Annotated in this window: 12 protein-coding genes; 10 read left to right on the top strand and 2 right to left on the bottom strand. The window is 73.4% G+C overall.

Annotated features, from left to right (window positions below; translation table 11 throughout):
* The first annotated feature begins 26 nt into the window (after positions 1 to 26).
* The 8 genes from ACMCNK_RS10440 (at position 27) to ACMCNK_RS10405 (ending at position 11,104) form a co-directional block, all read left to right on the top strand.
* Complete coding sequence (locus ACMCNK_RS10440; protein WP_412736187.1) at positions 27 to 1,469, top strand: replication-associated recombination protein A; 1,443 nt, start codon at positions 27 to 29, stop codon at positions 1,467 to 1,469.
* Positions 1,466 to 5,053 carry a hypothetical protein gene (locus ACMCNK_RS10435; RefSeq protein ID WP_412736186.1) on the top strand — a complete coding sequence of 1,196 codons (3,588 nt, stop codon included), beginning with the start codon at positions 1,466 to 1,468 and terminating at the stop codon, positions 5,051 to 5,053. The genes ACMCNK_RS10440 and ACMCNK_RS10435 overlap by 4 nt, the downstream gene beginning before the upstream one ends.
* 83 nt (positions 5,054 to 5,136) lie before the next feature.
* Positions 5,137 to 5,586, top strand: coding sequence for a DUF948 domain-containing protein (locus ACMCNK_RS10430; protein WP_412736185.1), 450 nt, complete (start codon positions 5,137 to 5,139; stop codon positions 5,584 to 5,586).
* A gap of 54 nt (positions 5,587 to 5,640) precedes the next feature.
* On the top strand, positions 5,641 to 5,937 hold the full coding sequence (locus tag ACMCNK_RS10425; RefSeq protein WP_412736184.1) for a hypothetical protein: 297 nt from the start codon (positions 5,641 to 5,643) through the stop codon (positions 5,935 to 5,937).
* Positions 5,937 to 8,618 (top strand): alanine--tRNA ligase, encoded by a 2,682-nt coding sequence (alaS, locus tag ACMCNK_RS10420; RefSeq protein ID WP_412736183.1) that lies wholly within the window; start codon positions 5,937 to 5,939, stop codon positions 8,616 to 8,618. Before ACMCNK_RS10425 ends, alaS begins: the two co-directional genes overlap by 1 nt.
* A gap of 19 nt (positions 8,619 to 8,637) precedes the next feature.
* The gene (gene ruvX / locus ACMCNK_RS10415; RefSeq protein ID WP_412736182.1) at positions 8,638 to 9,099 is read left to right on the top strand and encodes a Holliday junction resolvase RuvX; all 462 of its coding nucleotides are present in this window, start codon (positions 8,638 to 8,640) and stop codon (positions 9,097 to 9,099) included.
* Positions 9,096 to 10,271, top strand: a complete 1,176-nt coding sequence (mltG, locus tag ACMCNK_RS10410) for an endolytic transglycosylase MltG (protein ID WP_412736181.1) — start codon at positions 9,096 to 9,098, stop codon at positions 10,269 to 10,271. The genes ruvX and mltG overlap by 4 nt, the downstream gene beginning before the upstream one ends.
* Positions 10,268 to 11,104, top strand: a complete 837-nt coding sequence (locus ACMCNK_RS10405; protein ID WP_412736180.1) for a shikimate dehydrogenase — start codon at positions 10,268 to 10,270, stop codon at positions 11,102 to 11,104. The genes mltG and ACMCNK_RS10405 overlap by 4 nt, the downstream gene beginning before the upstream one ends.
* A 90-nt stretch (positions 11,105 to 11,194) precedes the next feature.
* Here ACMCNK_RS10405 and ACMCNK_RS10400 read toward each other — a convergent pair whose 3' ends face one another.
* Entirely contained in the window at positions 11,195 to 12,391 is a 1,197-nt protein-coding gene (locus ACMCNK_RS10400; RefSeq protein WP_412740811.1) for a multidrug effflux MFS transporter, read from the bottom strand.
* 166 nt (positions 12,392 to 12,557) lie between these two features.
* Between ACMCNK_RS10400 and aroC the strand changes: the two genes are divergently transcribed.
* A complete protein-coding gene (aroC, locus tag ACMCNK_RS10395) occupies positions 12,558 to 13,736 on the top strand; it encodes a chorismate synthase (RefSeq protein WP_412736179.1) in 1,179 nt (392 codons plus the stop codon).
* A complete protein-coding gene (locus ACMCNK_RS10390; protein WP_412736178.1) occupies positions 13,736 to 14,239 on the top strand; it encodes a shikimate kinase in 504 nt (167 codons plus the stop codon). The genes aroC and ACMCNK_RS10390 overlap by 1 nt, the downstream gene beginning before the upstream one ends.
* A gap of 61 nt (positions 14,240 to 14,300) precedes the next feature.
* On the opposite strand, the gene ACMCNK_RS10385 is transcribed toward ACMCNK_RS10390, so the two are convergent.
* Entirely contained in the window at positions 14,301 to 15,371 is a 1,071-nt protein-coding gene (locus ACMCNK_RS10385; RefSeq protein WP_412736177.1) for a glycoside hydrolase family 26 protein, read from the bottom strand.
* Positions 15,372 to 15,458 lie beyond the last annotated feature (87 nt).

The following is a 15,458-nucleotide window of genomic DNA, read 5'->3' as shown; positions in this document are numbered from 1 at the left end:
CGGGCGTGCCGGTACCCTCGGTGCCGATGGAATCCGACGGGCTGTTTCCGCTGACCGGGCCGGGGGGCGTGCGCACCGCGGCCCCGGCCGGTGCCGAACCCATCGGATTCACCGCCCCCACCCGTGATTCGCCGCTGCCGGTGCGGATGCGTCCCGCCGGCATCGACGAGCTGGTCGGCCAGGATCACCTGCTCGCGCCGGGCGCCCCGCTGCGCCAGCTGGTCACCGGCCGGACCCCGATGTCGGTGATCCTGTGGGGGCCGCCCGGCACGGGCAAGACCACGATCGCGCACCTGGTCGCCGCGGCCACGGACCGTACGTTTGTGGCCATGTCGGCGCTGTCGGCCGGGGTCAAGGACGTGCGCTCGGTCATCGACGCCGCGCGCCGCGCCCGCCGGGCCGGGGGGCCGCCGACGGTGCTGTTCATCGACGAGGTGCACCGGTTCAGCAAGACCCAGCAGGATTCGCTGCTGGCCGCGGTCGAGGACCGGACGGTCACGCTGCTCGCGGCGACCACGGAAAATCCGTACTTCTCGGTCATCTCGCCGCTGTTGTCGCGTTGCGTCCTGCTCACGCTGCATGCGCTGACCGAGGACGACGTCCGGGCGCTCGTGCGGCGTGCGGTGGCCGACGAGCGGGGCCTGGCGGGCGCGGTCACCCTCAGCGCCGAGGCCGAGGAGCACCTGGTCCGGCTGGCCGGGGGCGACGTACGCAAAGCCCTGACCGCGCTGGAAGCGGCGGCCGCGTCCGCGCAGGCGGTCGGGGCCACGGAGATCGACCTGGCCACCGCCGAGCGCGCCGTCGACGTGGCCGCGGTCCGCTACGACCGCGACGGCGACGCCCACTACGACGTGACCAGCGCATTCATCAAGAGCATGCGGGGCAGCGACCCGGACGCCGCCCTGCACTGGCTGGCCCGGATGCTGGTGGCGGGGGAGGACCCCCGGTTCATCGCCCGCCGGATCGTGATCTTCGCCAGCGAGGACGTCGGCATGGCGGACCCGCAGGCGCTTCAGGTCGCCACCGCGGCGGCCCTGGCGGTCCAGCAGGTGGGCCTGCCGGAAGCCCAGCTGAACCTCGCCCAGGCGGTCGTGCACCTCGCTACCGCCCCCAAATCCAACAGCGTCACCACGGCGCTGGCAGCAGCGTTGTCCGACGTGCGGGCCGGGCGCGGCGGGGCGGTCCCCGCCCACCTGCGCGACGCGCACTACCCCGGGGCGCGTGGTCTTGGTCACGGTACGGGCTACCGCTACCCGCACGACGACCCGCGGGGTGTTGTTGCACAGCAGTATGTGCCGGATGATCTGATCCGCACGGAGTACTACCGGCCCACCGACCACGGCGCCGAGCGGGCGGTTGGAGAGCGGTTGCCCCGGCTGCGCAGAATCGTGCGGGGAGTGCACGGACCGTCGGCCGACGATCCGGACGCGGGCGAGCGCGGCGACGCCGCCGGAGGGGAACAGCTGTGAGAGCGCGCGGTGCCGACGGGCCCGACGACGAGACCGGCCAGCGCAACGAGCAGGCCGGACGGAGCCGTCGGCGCTTCGGGCGTGGCCGGCCGGAGCCGGTGACGCCGGAGGAGGTCCCGCAGGAGGAGACCGGCTGGCTCGACGACCTGCGTACGGCGAAGGAACAGCGCACTGCAATCGGCCCCGGCGCGGCCGGGGGCGAGGCCCGCACCAGCAAGTCCGGGCGCACGGCGCCCGGCCCGGACGACGCCGCCGGTCCCGACCCGTTCGGGCCGCCCGACGACACTGCCGGTCCCGGCCCGTTCGGGCCACCGGAGGCTGCTGCCGGTCCCGGCGCGTTCGGGCCACCGGGGGTCGCTGCCGGTTCCGGTTCGTTCGGTCCGCCCGACGCCGGCGTACGGCCGGTCAGCCCGCCACCGGGGCCCCGGGCCACCAGCGGTGCTCCCGCCGGTGCGGCCACCCGCGGTCCGGGCGGGCGCGAGACCGGCCGGTCCCGCTCGTGGCAGGACGGCTCCGGCGAGTACGCCACCGGTGGCTGGCCCGCCGTCGACCCGGCGGCGCAGCCGGGATCGCGGCACGGCGCACCACCGGCTGCCCCGGCCTCACCGGGCGCCCCCCGCCCGCCCGCCGCCTCCGCCCCACCGGCCGCGCCCGGTGGCCGTGCCCCGGCGCCCGCCCCACGCTCGGCCCCTCCCGCCACACCGCCGGGGTCCGTGCCCCCGTCCGGGCCCGGCGCGCTCGGCAGTGCCCAGCCCGACCGCCCGGGCGTGCCCGTCGCACCACCACGCCCCCAGACCGAACGCGGCCCCGGCCAAGGACGCCGCCAGATCGAATCAGGCCTGCTCCCCGGCCAGTCCGCCCCGGGATCACCGGCCGTGCCGGTGTCGCCGACCGGGGCCCCGCTGGTCCCGCTGTCCGGCAACGCGCCGGAGCTGCCGACGGCCGGCCGTCGCGCGGCGCCGGCAGCGCGCGGGCGCCGGGCCGCGGCTGAGCCGGGTGCCGGCCCCGATACGACGCCGGGCGCGACGGCCGGCAATCCCGCCGTCGGCCCGTCCGCCGGTCGGCGACCCGCCGGGCACGCGCGTCCCGAACCGGTGGGTGGCGGATTCCCCTCCGCGGGCCGCCACCCCGACAGCCCGCCCCGCCACGAATATCCCGCCGCGGGCGGCGCCGCCCGCCCGATCTCCGCAGTGCCCGGTGCCGACGACACCGGCTTCGGATCCCGCAACGCCGCCACGGGCGGTCGCGGCCGTCCCGGCTCCCGACAGCCCGTCGGCGACGGGGTTCGCGGCGAAGGGGTTCGCGGCGGCGTTCGCGACGACGGGGCTCAGGACGGCGGCGGGCGCCACGGCGTGCCCGAGCCCGGGATGCACTCCGCGGCGGAGCCGCAGACCCGGCGCCCCGGCGGGAACCAGGCCGGCCGCCGCGGGCGGGTCGCCGATCAGCGCGCCGGGGACCAGCGTTCCGCAGGTCCGCCCGGGTCCGCCCCGAACTCCCCGGCCGGCCGCCCCGGCCAGCTCCCTCCCGGCCAACTCCCTCCCGGCACTTTCCCGCCGGGCCAGCCCGGACCTTCGGGCGGCCGGGCCGCGCCGTTCCCGCCGGGCCGGCCCGGATCGTCGGGCGCTCAGGCCGCGCCGTTCCCGCCCGCACGGTCGGGCGGGCTCCCGCCCGGTCAGGCTCCGTCGAGCGGCCAGCCGGGACGAGCGCCTGCGGGCCGCTCCGGCCGGCCCCCGGCAGGGCAGGGTGGCCGGCCCGCCGCCTCCGTCGCCCCGCCGGTCGTGCCGGGCCGCGAGGGCGTACGGAGTCCCGCCGTGCCCGGCCGCGCCGGGGCGATGGCGGGCAACACCTCCGGTGCGGTTCCGGTCATCGGGGTTTCCCCACGTACCGGCGGGACCGGCCGCCCGGCCGTACGTGGCGGCGGGCCCGGCCGAGTTCCGCCCGGGCAACCGGACCAGGCCCACCGGCAGGGTCCGGCGGAGCCGCCCACGCGCGAGCCGGCTCACGGCGGCCCTGCCCACGGTGCCCCTGCCCACGGCGCCCCTGCCCACGGGGCACCCGCCCAGGGTGGTCCCGCCCATGGTGGCGCCGCGCATGGTGGCGCCGCCCATGGCGCGCCCGCTCACGGCGCCCCTGCTCACGGGGCGCCCGCCCATGGCGTGCCCGCTCACGCGGCGCCCGTCCTGCCTCCGGGCGACGCGGCCGTCCGGGCTACCGCGGCACCGACCGGTGCGTCAGGGCGTGTCGCGCCGCCTGACGCCGCACCCAGACGCGCCCAGAGACCTGGCGAGATGCCGGGGCGGGCCCTGCCGCCCGGTCCGGCCCCCGCTCAGGCTCTACCCGGTCAGACGCCGCCACGAGCTCTGCCGCCGGGTCAGGCTGCGCGGGCTCTGCCCTCCGCGGAGGCGCCCGGCCGCCCCTTGCCGCCCGGCGAGATGACTTCGCGGGCCCTGCCGCCCGCTGACGTGCCCGCCCGGCCGCTGCCGCCCGGCCGTGGAGCCGCGCGGGCGCTGCCGCCTGGCGACGCAGCCGGACGGGCACTGCCGCCCGGCGACGCGGCCGGACGGGCACTGCCGCCCGGCGACGCGGCCGGGAGGGTGACGGGCGCCGCCTCCGTCGCCGCGCCCAGCCGTGCACCCGAGGCCGGCCCGGTGCCCGGTCGCGCGCAGGTCACCGGTGCAGCTGCCCCGGTGCGTGCGGCCGCCTCCGTCGCTGCCGCGGCCATCGGTGCGGGCCCCGCGAACACCCCGGCCGGGACGGTGCCGCCCGCCGCGGGCGCCGCCGGTGCCGGGACACGCGGTGCCGCGGCGAGTGGTGCGGTCGCGACTGCCACCGCGAGTGGCGCCGTACCCGCTGCGGCCAGCGCCGCGGCGACCCGCCGGCCATCCGCGGACGGCGCACTGGGTGGCCTGCGCGAGGCCCGCTCCGAGCTGCGGCAGAAGATGCGTACCCAGCGGCGGTTGCGGGTCATCACGCTGATGTCGCTGGCCGTCGTCGTGCTGGGCCTGCTGCCGCTGGTGTTCGGCATCCGTTCGGCCACCAGCGACCCTGTGTTCACCTCGCTGGACGCGCTGCACGTGCCGTCCTGGGCCGCCATGCAGGTCAAGGACCGCGGCAGCGGCAGCCAGTGGTGCTTCATGGACTGCCGGTTCCGTGAGCGGACCGCCCAGTCGCAGCAGCCGTACCAGGAGACCACCAAGGTGTACTCCACGGCGCTGGCGGACGCCGGGTGGCACCGCTGGCAGGTCGCCGAGTGCCCGGAGCAGCCGGTCACCGACGGCAGCTACACGTGCTGGCGGCGCGACGAGTTCACTCTGGACCTGCGCGTCGGCCCGCCCGAGTGCGCGATCGACGCGGTCGCCGCCCAGGATCCGGCGGTGCTGCCGTCGGCGGGCGCGGACGGTGTGGTGCCCACGACGGACCCGAAGAAGTGCACCGGCTCCAGCGTGAGCATCAAGGTGCAGAACGCCATTACCGATCTGCGCGGCAAGCCCGAGCCGGCGCCGAACCCGTCGCTGGTCGGCGAGACTCCCGACCCCGTTCTCAGTGATGATCCCCTGTTGGAGCCGACACCCTCCCGGTCGTGACACGCGCGGGCGATGACGGACGGTAGGGTCTGCACGGTTGCTCACGCACGCCGTACACGGCCGCCAGTAGAGGAGACGCGTTCATGAACGCCGGAGAAATCGCAGGGCTGATCGCGGCGGGCGCGTTCCTGATGCTCGTGCTCGTGCTCGCCGTTCCGATCCTCAAGCTGCGGCACACCGTGGACGCGGCGACCCGGGCGATCAACGACCTGACCGATCGCACCGGCCCGCTGCTGGGCAACGTCAACGAGACGGTCGAGAACGTGAACACGGCGCTCGGCCAGGTGCAGGTCTCTTTGGACGGTGTGAACCTCCAGCTGGCGAAGGTGGACGCGATCACCGGCCACGCGCAGAACATCTCGGCCAACGTCGCGAACCTGGTGGCCGTCGTGTCCGCCGCGGCGGCGAACCCGTTGGTCAAGGTGGCGTCGTTCGGCTACGGCCTGCGCAAGGCCACTGCCGCGCGTCGGCACGCCGAGGAGGAGCGCGAGGTCCGCGAGACATTGAAGCGGCGGCGCCGGGCCGCCCGCTGAGCCGACTGGAGATCATCCGCGGCGACGATGCGCCGCCGAGAAAGGAACGCCGCCATGAAGCGCCTGCTCTGGCTCGGCATCGGTCTGGCGGTCGGCGCGGTCGTCGTCCGCAAGCTGACCCGCAAGGCCGACGAGTTCACCCCGTCGGGCATCGCCGCCTCCCTGTCACAATCCGCTGGCGGCCTCGTCGAGTCGCTGCGTAACTTCGTGGAGGACGTCCGCGACGGGATGGCCGAGCGCGAACAAGAGATCCACGAGGCCTTCGCTGCCGGTGAGCTGTTCGACGACCAGTTCGCCGACGTGCGGGACGACGACGGTACGCAGGGGCGGCACGCCCAGAAGGGGTCATGATGAGAACGGCGGAGATCAAGCGGCGCTACCTGGCGCATTTCGAGGCCAACGGGCACACGGTCGTGCCGAGTGCCCCGCTGCCGGCCATCGACGACCCGAACCTGCTGTTCATCAACGCCGGCATGGTGCAGTTCGTGCCGTTCTTCCTGGGGCAGCGCACCCCGCCGTACCAGCGGGCGGTCAGCGTGCAGAAGTGCATCCGCACCCCGGACATCGACGAGGTCGGCAAGACCTCCCGGCACGGCACGTTCTTCCAGATGAACGGCAACTTCTCGTTCGGCGACTACTTCAAGGCGGGCGCGATCCCGCTGGCGTGGGAGCTGTCCACCAAGCCGGTCGAGCAGGGCGGTTTCGGGCTGGACCCGGAGCGGATCTGGGCGACGGTGTACCTGGACGACGACGAGGCCATCGACATCTGGCGCCAGACGGGCATGCCCGCGGAGCGGATCGTGCGCCGTGGCAAGAAGGACAACTTCTGGTCGATGGGCATCCCCGGGCCCGCGGGCCCGTGCTCGGAGCTGTTCTACGACCGTGGCCCGACGTACGGCGCGGAGGGCGGCCCCGAGGTCGACGAGGACCGGTACATGGAGTTCTGGAACCTCGTCTTCATGCAGTACGAGATCACCGACGTGAAGTCGAAGGAGGACTTCACGATCGTCGGCGACCTGCCCGCGAAGAACATCGACACCGGCATGGGCCTGGAGCGCATCGCCTCGATCCTGCAGGGCGTCGACAACCTGTACGAGATCGACGAGGTCCGCCCGATCCTGTCCCGGGCGGCGGAGCTGACCGGCAAGACGTACGGCGCGCATTCCGGGCACGCGGCGAACCAGTCGCACCCCGACGACGTGCGGCTGCGGGTGATCGCGGACCACGTCCGCACCGCGCTGATGCTGATCGGCGACGGCATCGTCCCCTCCAACGAGGGCCGCGGGTACGTGCTGCGCCGCATCATGCGCCGCGCGATCCGGGCGATGCGCCTGCTCGGCTGGCAGGCCCCCGCGCTGCCCGAGCTGCTGCCGGTGGCGCGCGACTGCATGGCGCCGTCGTACCCGGAGCTGGCGGAGGAGTTCGGCCGCATCTCCACGTACGCGTACGCGGAGGAGGACGCGTTCCTGTCCACGCTGCGGGCGGGCACCACGATCCTGGACACCGCGATCACGGACACCAAGACCGCGGGCGGTTCCACGCTGACCGGCGCGCAGGCGTTCCAGCTGCACGACACGTACGGTTTCCCGATCGATCTGACCCTGGAGATCGCGGCCGAGCAGGGCCTGCAGGTCGACCAGGAGGGTTTCCGCAGGTTGATGGCCGACCAGCGGGCGCGGGCGAAGGCGGACGCGGCGGCGCGCAAGACCGGCCACGCGGACCTGTCGGCGTACCGTGCGGTCCTGGACGCGGGCGGCCCGGTGGAGTTCACCGGGTACGCGGAGGTGTCCCGGGAGTCGCGGATCCGCGCGGTGCTCGGCGGCGGCGCGAGCGTCGCGGCGGCGGGCGAGGGCGAGTTCGTGGAGCTGATCCTGGACGCGACCCCGTTCTACGCGGAGGGCGGCGGCCAGCAGGCCGACACTGGCCTGATCAACGTGGGTGCGGGGCAGGTCGAGGTCGTCGACGTGCAGCAGCCCATCCCGGGGTTGATCGTGCACAAGGCGCGCGTGGTCCGCGGTGAGGTCCGCGCGGGCGAGGCCGGGTTCGCGGAGATCGACGTGACCCGGCGCAAGGCGATCTCCCGTTCGCACACCGCGACGCACCTGATCCACCAGACGATGCGGCACTTCCTCGGCGAGTCGGCGACCCAGGCGGGTTCGCTGAACGCGCCGGGCCGGCTGCGCTTCGACTTCAACACCCCGGGCGCGGTGCCGCAGGCAGTGCTGCACGACGTCGAGCAGCAGGTCAACGAGGTGCTGCTGCGTGACCTGGAGGTGCACGCGTTCATCACCAGCCAGGAGGAGGCCCGCCGGCTGGGTGCGATGGCGCTGTTCGGTGAGAAGTACGGCGACGAGGTCCGCGTCGTGGAGGTCGGCGACTATGCGCGCGAGCTGTGCGGCGGCACCCACGTGTCCCGTTCCGGGCAGCTCGGCCTGGTGAAGGTCCTGTCCGAGTCGTCCATCGGTTCCGGGGTCCGCCGGGTCGAGGCGCTGGTCGGCATCGACGCGTTCGGCTTCCTGGCCAAGGAGCACCTGCTGGTGTCCCGGCTGGCGGAGCTGTTCCGGGTGCCCGGCGACCAGGTCGCGGAGCGCGTGGAGCAGACCGTGACCGCGCTGCGCGACGCGGAGAAGGAGCTGGAGAAGCTGCGCGCCCAGATGGTGCTGGGCGGAGCGGCGGCGCTCGCGAGCGGGGCGAAGGACCTGCGCGGCGTCGCGTACGTCGGCACCGAGGCCCCCGAGGGCGCGGCCGGGAACGACGTGCGCACCCTGGCCCAGGAGATCCGTGGAAAGATCGACCCGGCGCGTCCCGCGGTGGTCGCGGTCGCGTCCCGGGCGAACGGCAAGGCGTCACTCATCGTGGCGATCAACGCGGCTGCGAAGGGTCGCGGGTTGTCCGCGGCCGACCTCGTCAAGGGGGCGCTGTCGGGACGCGGCGGCGGCAACGCCGACCTCGCTCAGGGCGGCGGCGTGCCCGCCGATCAGGTATCGGCCCTGTTGGTCGCTGTGGAGAAGGCGGTCGGCGACGCTGCGTGACGTTGGAGAGGGTGGCCCGATGAAGACACCACCGCGGGGTAGGCGGCTGGGCGTCGATGTCGGTAAGGTCCGTGTCGGGGTTGCGATCTGTGACCCCGACGGGATCCTGGCCACCCCATTGGTCACGGTGTCCCGGGACATGGGGGCGGCCGCCGATTCCGTACCCGCCGATATAGCCGAGCTCAGGCGCCTCGTGGAGGAGCACGAGGCGGTGCAGATCGTGGTGGGTCTTCCGGTGCGCCTGTCGGGCGCGGAGGGGACAGCCGCGGTAGACATTCGTGCGTACGCTGACCGGCTGGCACGTGCGGTCGGGGACGTGCCCGTCGTACTGACGGACGAGAGGATGTCGACCGTGGTGGCAACTCGCAGACTTGCCGAACGTGGTGTCCGGGGACGGCGCCAGCGGGCGGTGGTCGACCAGGTGGCCGCCGTGGAGATCCTGCAGAGCTGGCTGGACGCGCAGCGGAGGCAGACGAGATGATCGACGAGCTTGATCTGGCGTTCGACGAGAACGCCGAACGGACCAAACCGCGGCACCGGCGCTCGCGTGGTGGCAAGGGCAAGTCGGCCGTCGCGTTCCTGCTGGCCTTCGTCCTGCTCGGCGCGCTCGGCGGCGGGGTGTATCTGGGCTACAGCAAGGTCCGGGACTTCTTCACCGCCGCCGACTACGACGGTCCGGGCACCGGTACCGCGCAGGTGCAGATCAAGGAGAGCGCGACCCTCACGGACATGGGTAACGCGCTGGTCGACAAGGACGTGGTCAAGAGCACCGCGGCGTTCGTCAACGCGGCGGACGCCAACCCGCAGGGGCACAACATCCGGGCGGGCACGTACAACCTGCGCAAGCAGATGGCCGCCAAGGACGCGGTGACGCTGCTGCTGGACCCGAAGTCGCGGGTCAGCACGGGCGTCACCATCCCGGAGGGCAAGACCGCCAAGCAGGTGTACGAGCTGCTGTCCAAGGCGACGAACATCCCGGTCAAGGACTTCGAGGCGGCCGGAAAGGACCCGGTCGCGCTCGGTGTGCCCACTTTCTGGTTCAACCGGACGGACGGGCAGAAGGTGAACCGGTCGATCGAGGGCTTCCTGTTCCCGGACACCTACGAGTTCCAGCCCAAGGGCACCGCCACGGACGCGCTGAAGACGATGGTGACGCACTTCCTGAACGTCGCTCAGAAGATCGACTTCGTCGACCGGGTGCAGAAGGAACGCAAGATCAGCCCGTACGAGGCGCTGACCGTGGCGTCCCTGGCACAGGCCGAGGCGGGCAACCAGGAAGACCTCGGCAAGATCGCCCGGGTCGCGTACAACCGGATCTACGGCGGCAACTTCCCGTGCAGCTGCCTGCAGTTCGACGTCGGGATCAACTACTACTACCAGCTCACCGGGCGGCCGACGAAGCCGTCGAAGGACATGACGCTGGCCGAGCTGACCGACCCGAAGAACCCGTACCGTACGCACGGCAAGAGCGGCCTCACGCCCACCCCGATCAACAACCCGGGCCAGGCGGCGCTGGAAGGCGCGATGAATCCGCCCGCCGGCCCGTGGCTGTACTTCGTGGCGATCGACAAGCAGGGTCACTCGGCGTTCGCCACCACGCTGGACGGCCAGCGCAAGAACGAGGCGACTGCCCGCAAGAACGGCGTTCTGTGACGGGTGCTCCCGCCGCGCATCGCGCCGCGGTCTGCGGCACACCGATCGGGCACTCGCTGTCTCCGGTGATCCACCGGGCAGGGTTCGCGGCGGCGGGACTGGCCGACTGGTCGTACGAGGCCGTCGAGTGCGCCGAGGCCGACCTGCCGGGCCTGGTCGCGGGCCTGGGCCCGGAGTGGGCCGGGTTGTCGCTGACCATGCCGCTCAAGGAGACCGCCCTGGCCTTGGCGACCTCCGCCACCGACGTGGCGCGGGCCACCGGCGCCGCCAACACGCTGATCCGCCGCCCGGACGGCTGGCACGCGGACAACACCGACGTGTCCGGAATGGTGCGGGTCCTGCGCGACGCCGGCGTCGGCACGGCGCCGTCGGTGACCGTGCTCGGCGGCGGTGGCACGGCGCGCGCCGCGCTGGCCGCGGCCGCTCGGCTCGGCGCCTCGACGGTCACGGTGGTGACCCGGCGCCCCGCCGCGGTGACGGAACTGGGTGCGGCCGCCGACGCGCTGGGGGTGACGCTGTCCGGGGTCGCCTGGGAGGCGGCGACGGCTGCGTTCGATGCCGACGTGGTCGTCTCGACCGTGCCGAAGGGCGCCGCCGACTCCTTCGCCCCGGTGGTCGCGTGGCGTTCGGGCACGGTGCTGTTCGACGCGATCTACGACCCGTGGCCGACGCCGCTGGCCGCCGCGGCCACCGCCGCCGGCCTGCCGGTCGTCTCCGGCCTGGACCTGCTGCTGGCCCAGGCGCTCGGCCAGTTCGAGCAGTTCACCGGCGTACGCCCGGCCCCCGAGGCGGCCATGCGCGAAGCGCTGCACGCCGCAGCCGCGTTGCGCTGACCGGCGGAGCAGCCGCGTTGCGCTGACCGGCAGACCGGATCACGCCGCCCGGCCCGGGTGCTGCCGAAGCCCGGCGATGCCTGCGGACGCTCAACCCCGGGTGCGCCGCCCACGATGATCACGGAGGTCGGCCGGCCGCCCCCCGGGCCGCCGCGGCGCAACGAGCGTCCTGGTCAGCAACGCCAGCACGGCGAATCCCACGATCACCACACCCATCGGTACGCCGGTCCCCGCGTCACCCACGCCCGCCAGCGGGGCCGCGACCGACGCGACGACGGACTGGATGCCGCCGAGCAGCGCCGCCGCGGTCCCGGCCCGCTCCGGGTACCGGTCCAGCGCCAGCGCGGTCCCGTTGGGCATCACCGCCCCGATCGACGCGACCACCACGAAGAGCCCGGCAGCGAGCCCGACCAGGCTGCCCACCGCCGCCGCGACCAGTACGGCCACTGCGGCCACGGCCTGCGTCACCAGCGCGCCGGTCAGCAGCGTGGCGGGCGGGAAGTGGTCCAGCAGCCGCCGGTTCGCCTGGCTGAGTGTGATGAGCCCCGCCGCGTTGAGCCCGAACAGCAGGCTGAACGCGGTCGGTGAGACCCCGTACCCGTCCTGGAAGACGAACGACGACGCCGAGATGTACGCGAACATCGCCGCGAACGCGCACCCCTGCCCGAGGGCGAAGCCGAGGTACTGGCGGTCGGTGAGCAGCGTGCGCGCGGCCCGGGCCGTCTCGGCGAACCCGCCCTCCGCACGCCGCTGCGGCGGCAGCGTCTCCGGCAGCCGCAGCGCCACGAGCGCGGTGAGCAGCGCGGCGATCACGCCCAGCGTGACGAAGATGCCGGGCCACGGGGCCACCTTGAGCACCGCACTGCCCAGCGCGGGCGCGGCGATCGGCGCCACCCCGAAGATCAGGGTGAGCCGGGAGAAGAACTTCGCGGCCTCGACGCCGGAGTACAGGTCACGCACCACCGCGCGGGCCACCACGACGCCGAACCCGCCCGCCATGCCCTGCAGCAGCCGCAGCGCCACCAGGACGGGTGCGGCCGGGGCCAGCGCGCACGACAGCGAGAAGATCGCGTACGCGGCGACGCTGAGCACGATCGGCCGCCGCCGCCCCCACCGGTCGCTGAGCGGGCCTCCGGCGAGCTGCCCGAGGGCCAGCCCGATCAGGCAGGTGGTGAGCGAGAGTTGCACCTGCGCGTCGGGCACCCCGTAGTCGGCCGCGATCGCGGGGAACGCCGGCAGGTACATGTCCAGCGACAACGGCCCGATCGCGGTGATCAGCCCGAGCATCACCACCAGCAACGGTCCGTGCGGCGCGGAGCGGTGTTCGGTGGACGATGCGGGCACGCCCGCACCGTACCTCCGGCTCCGCGTCCTTGATCGGCCGGTGTTCCGCAGGACGGGACGCCCCCGGGGGGTGTACGCCGCGCCAGGGCGGCGTGCCAGACTGTGACCCGTGTTGCGCTGGTTGACCGCAGGTGAATCCCATGGCCCCGCGCTCGTCGCCCTCCTTGAAGGCGTGCCCGCCGGGGTGCGGGTGACGAGCGACGACATCCGTCGCGATCTTGCTCGCCGCCGCCTCGGCTACGGCCGCGGCGCGCGGATGGCGTTCGAGCAGGACGAGGTGGAGATCGTCGGCGGGCTCCGGCACGGCGTCACGCTGGGCAGCCCGGTCGCGATCCGGGTGGGCAATTCCGAGTGGCCCAAGTGGCGGACCGTGATGGCCGCCGACCCGGTCGATCCGGTGGAGCTGGCCGCGCAGGCCCGCAACGCCCCGTTGACCCGTCCCCGCCCCGGCCACGCCGACCTGGCAGGCATGCAGAAGTACGGGCACGCCGACGCCCGGCCGATCCTGGAGCGCGCCAGCGCCCGCGAGACCGCGGCACGGGTCGCGGTCGGCGCGGTCGCCAAGGCGATGGTCCGGCAGGCTATCGGGGTGCAGATCGTCTCGCACGTCGTCGAGCTGGGTTCCGTGGCGGCCAAGCCCGGGGTGATCCCGGCGCCCGAGGACGCCGAGCGCGTAGACGCGGACCCGTTGCGCTGCCTCGACCCCGAGGCCAGCGTCCGCATGGTCGCCGAGGTGGACGCGGCCAAGAAGGACGCCGACACGCTCGGCGGCATCGTCGAGGTGCTCGCGTACGGGGTGCCGCCGGGCCTCGGCTCGCACGTCCAGTGGGACCGCAAGCTGGATGCGCGGCTCGCGACGGCGCTGATGTCGATCCAGTCCGTCAAGGGCGTCGAGATCGGCGACGGCTTCACTCAGGCCCGTTCGCGCGGCTCGGTGGCGCACGACGAGATCATCCCCACGCCCGAGGGGGTGCGGCGGGTCACCGACCGGGCCGGTGGCCTCGAAGGCGGCATCACCAACGGTGAATACCTGCGGGTCCGGGCGGCCATGAAGCCGATCTCCTCGCTGAACCGCGCGCTGCAGACCGTCGACGTCTCCACCGGCGAGCCTGCCACGGCCATCAACCAGCGTTCCGACGTCTGCGCGGTGCCCGCCGGTGCGGTGGTCGCGGAGGCGATGGTGGCGCTGGTGCTCGCCGAGGCGGCCACGGAGAAGTTCGGCGGCGACTCCGTCACCGAGATCCGCCGCAACCTGGCCGGCTACCTCGACAGCCTGCTGATCCGCTGATGGCGCCGGTCTGCGTGCTGGTCGGGCCGCCCGGCGCCGGCAAGTCCACGGTCGGCCACGCGCTGGCCGCCCTGCTCGACGTGCCGTTCGCGGACACGGACGCGCAGATCGAGGAACGGGCAGGCAAACCGATCCCGGACATCTTCGTCGAGGACGGCGAGCCCGCGTTCCGGGCGCTGGAGCGGGTCACGGTGGCGGACGCGCTCGCGGACTTCGACGGGGTGCTCGCCCTCGGCGGCGGCGCGATCATGAACGCGGACACCCGTGCGGCCTTGGCAGGGCACGTGGTCGCGTACCTGTCGGTCGAGTTGAGCGATGCCGTCAAGCGCGTCGGCCTGGGCGCCGGGCGTCCCATGCTGAGCGTCAACCCGCGGGCGACCCTCAGGTACCTGATGGATCAGCGCCGCCCGCTGTACGAGTCCGTGGCCACGCACACGATTGCGACGGACGGCCGTACCCCGCAGGAGATCGCGGAGTTGCTGGCCGGAGAGCTCGGCAGCTGAGTAGCACGGCACGAGCCGCCCGGTGTGTCGCCGGGCGGCTCGTGGAATGCGCTGTTGTTTGTCAGGCGATTTTGACGTTGAAGAGGGGGTTGGCGGCGAGCTTCTTGAACGCGGCGAGGTTGCCCGGTGTGCTGTCGATGCTGATGTCGCGGTCGCCTTGGTCGTCGTGCTTGGTGTCGAAGTAGACGATGGCCTTGATCCCGGGGCGCTTGGCCAGCTCCGGCAGGACGCTGTTGTAGCCGGCGCTCTTGTCGACGGGGTGGCCGATGCGGTGGTAGACACCCCACTCGGCGATCATGATCGGCTTGCTGGGGTGGTTGGTGACGGCCCAGTCGTACCAGCCCAGTCCCTTACCGGTCGACGCTTTGCGGTCGAGCAGGTCGGCGAACTGGCCGTAGTGGTAGTAGCCCTTCTCCGCGGACACGTAGGAGTCCAGGCCGATCCAGTCGACGACGTCGTCGCCGGGGTAGAGGTCCTTCCACCAGGACTGGGCCATCCACTTCTCGTTACCCATGTAGGCGAGCACGTTGACCGCGTTGGTCACACCCTGCGCTTTGAGCCGGGTGATGGTGTGGCGGTACATGGCGGCGAAGTCCTTGGCTTCCATGCCGGAGCCCTTGCGGGCGATGACGTCGTTCTCCGGTTCGTGGTTGAGCACCAGGAAAAACTTCTGCGGGTAGCTGGTTTTGATCCGCTTCGCGAACGCGTCGATCCGCTTGTCCTGCTCGCCCTTGGCGACCTTGGCCCAGGTGGAGCCGTAGGCGATCTTCCAGTTGACCAGCAGCGCGCGGGGGTGGGCGGGGTCGGTGGTCATCGCGATCTCGCTCTGGGTGGGGAAGGCTTCGTCGCCCTTGTGGTAGGTGTGGAAGATCGACGCGGTCCGGCCGGACAGGGCCTCCCACTTCTTCAGTTCGGCGTCGCGGGGGGCGGAGGTGAAGCCGCCCGCGGCGGCGCCCCACAGGACTCCGCAGGTGGGGACGAGCTTGTCGCCGGTGACGCACTGCTGCTTGGCCTTCGGCTTGGCCGAGGACGCGGGAGCGGCGTGCGCCGCCCCGGCCGCGCCGACCACCGCGGTGGTCCCGGCCAGCATCGCACCCAGCAGCGTGACGACCTTGCGAACCTTGCGACCCAAAACGAATCTCCCCCGTTTGTTCCGGCCCACGTCGGCCGGTCACATGAAGAAGATTCGGGGTCAGGGGGAGCGCCCCCGGGTCCTGGA

Source organism: Krasilnikovia sp. MM14-A1259 (assembly GCF_047159535.1).
Classification (GTDB): Bacteria; Actinomycetota; Actinomycetes; order Mycobacteriales; family Micromonosporaceae; genus Actinoplanes.
The sequence above is the reverse complement of the archived record's forward strand: the minus strand, read 5'-3'. Positions and strand labels throughout refer to the sequence as shown.

Coding starts and splice junctions, on each gene's coding strand:
- ACMCNK_RS10440 (WP_412736187.1), top strand. CDS start 27: ATGGAATCCGACGGGCTGTTTCCGCTGACCGGGCCGGGGGGCGTGCGC.
- ACMCNK_RS10430 (WP_412736185.1), top strand. CDS start 5,137: ATGAACGCCGGAGAAATCGCAGGGCTGATCGCGGCGGGCGCGTTCCTG.
- ACMCNK_RS10425 (WP_412736184.1), top strand. CDS start 5,641: ATGAAGCGCCTGCTCTGGCTCGGCATCGGTCTGGCGGTCGGCGCGGTC.
- alaS (WP_412736183.1), top strand. CDS start 5,937: ATGAGAACGGCGGAGATCAAGCGGCGCTACCTGGCGCATTTCGAGGCC.
- ruvX (WP_412736182.1), top strand. CDS start 8,638: ATGAAGACACCACCGCGGGGTAGGCGGCTGGGCGTCGATGTCGGTAAG.
- mltG (WP_412736181.1), top strand. CDS start 9,096: ATGATCGACGAGCTTGATCTGGCGTTCGACGAGAACGCCGAACGGACC.
- ACMCNK_RS10400 (WP_412740811.1), bottom strand. CDS start 12,391: ATGCTCGGGCTGATCACCGCGATCGGGCCGTTGTCGCTGGACATGTAC.
- ACMCNK_RS10390 (WP_412736178.1), top strand. CDS start 13,736: ATGGCGCCGGTCTGCGTGCTGGTCGGGCCGCCCGGCGCCGGCAAGTCC.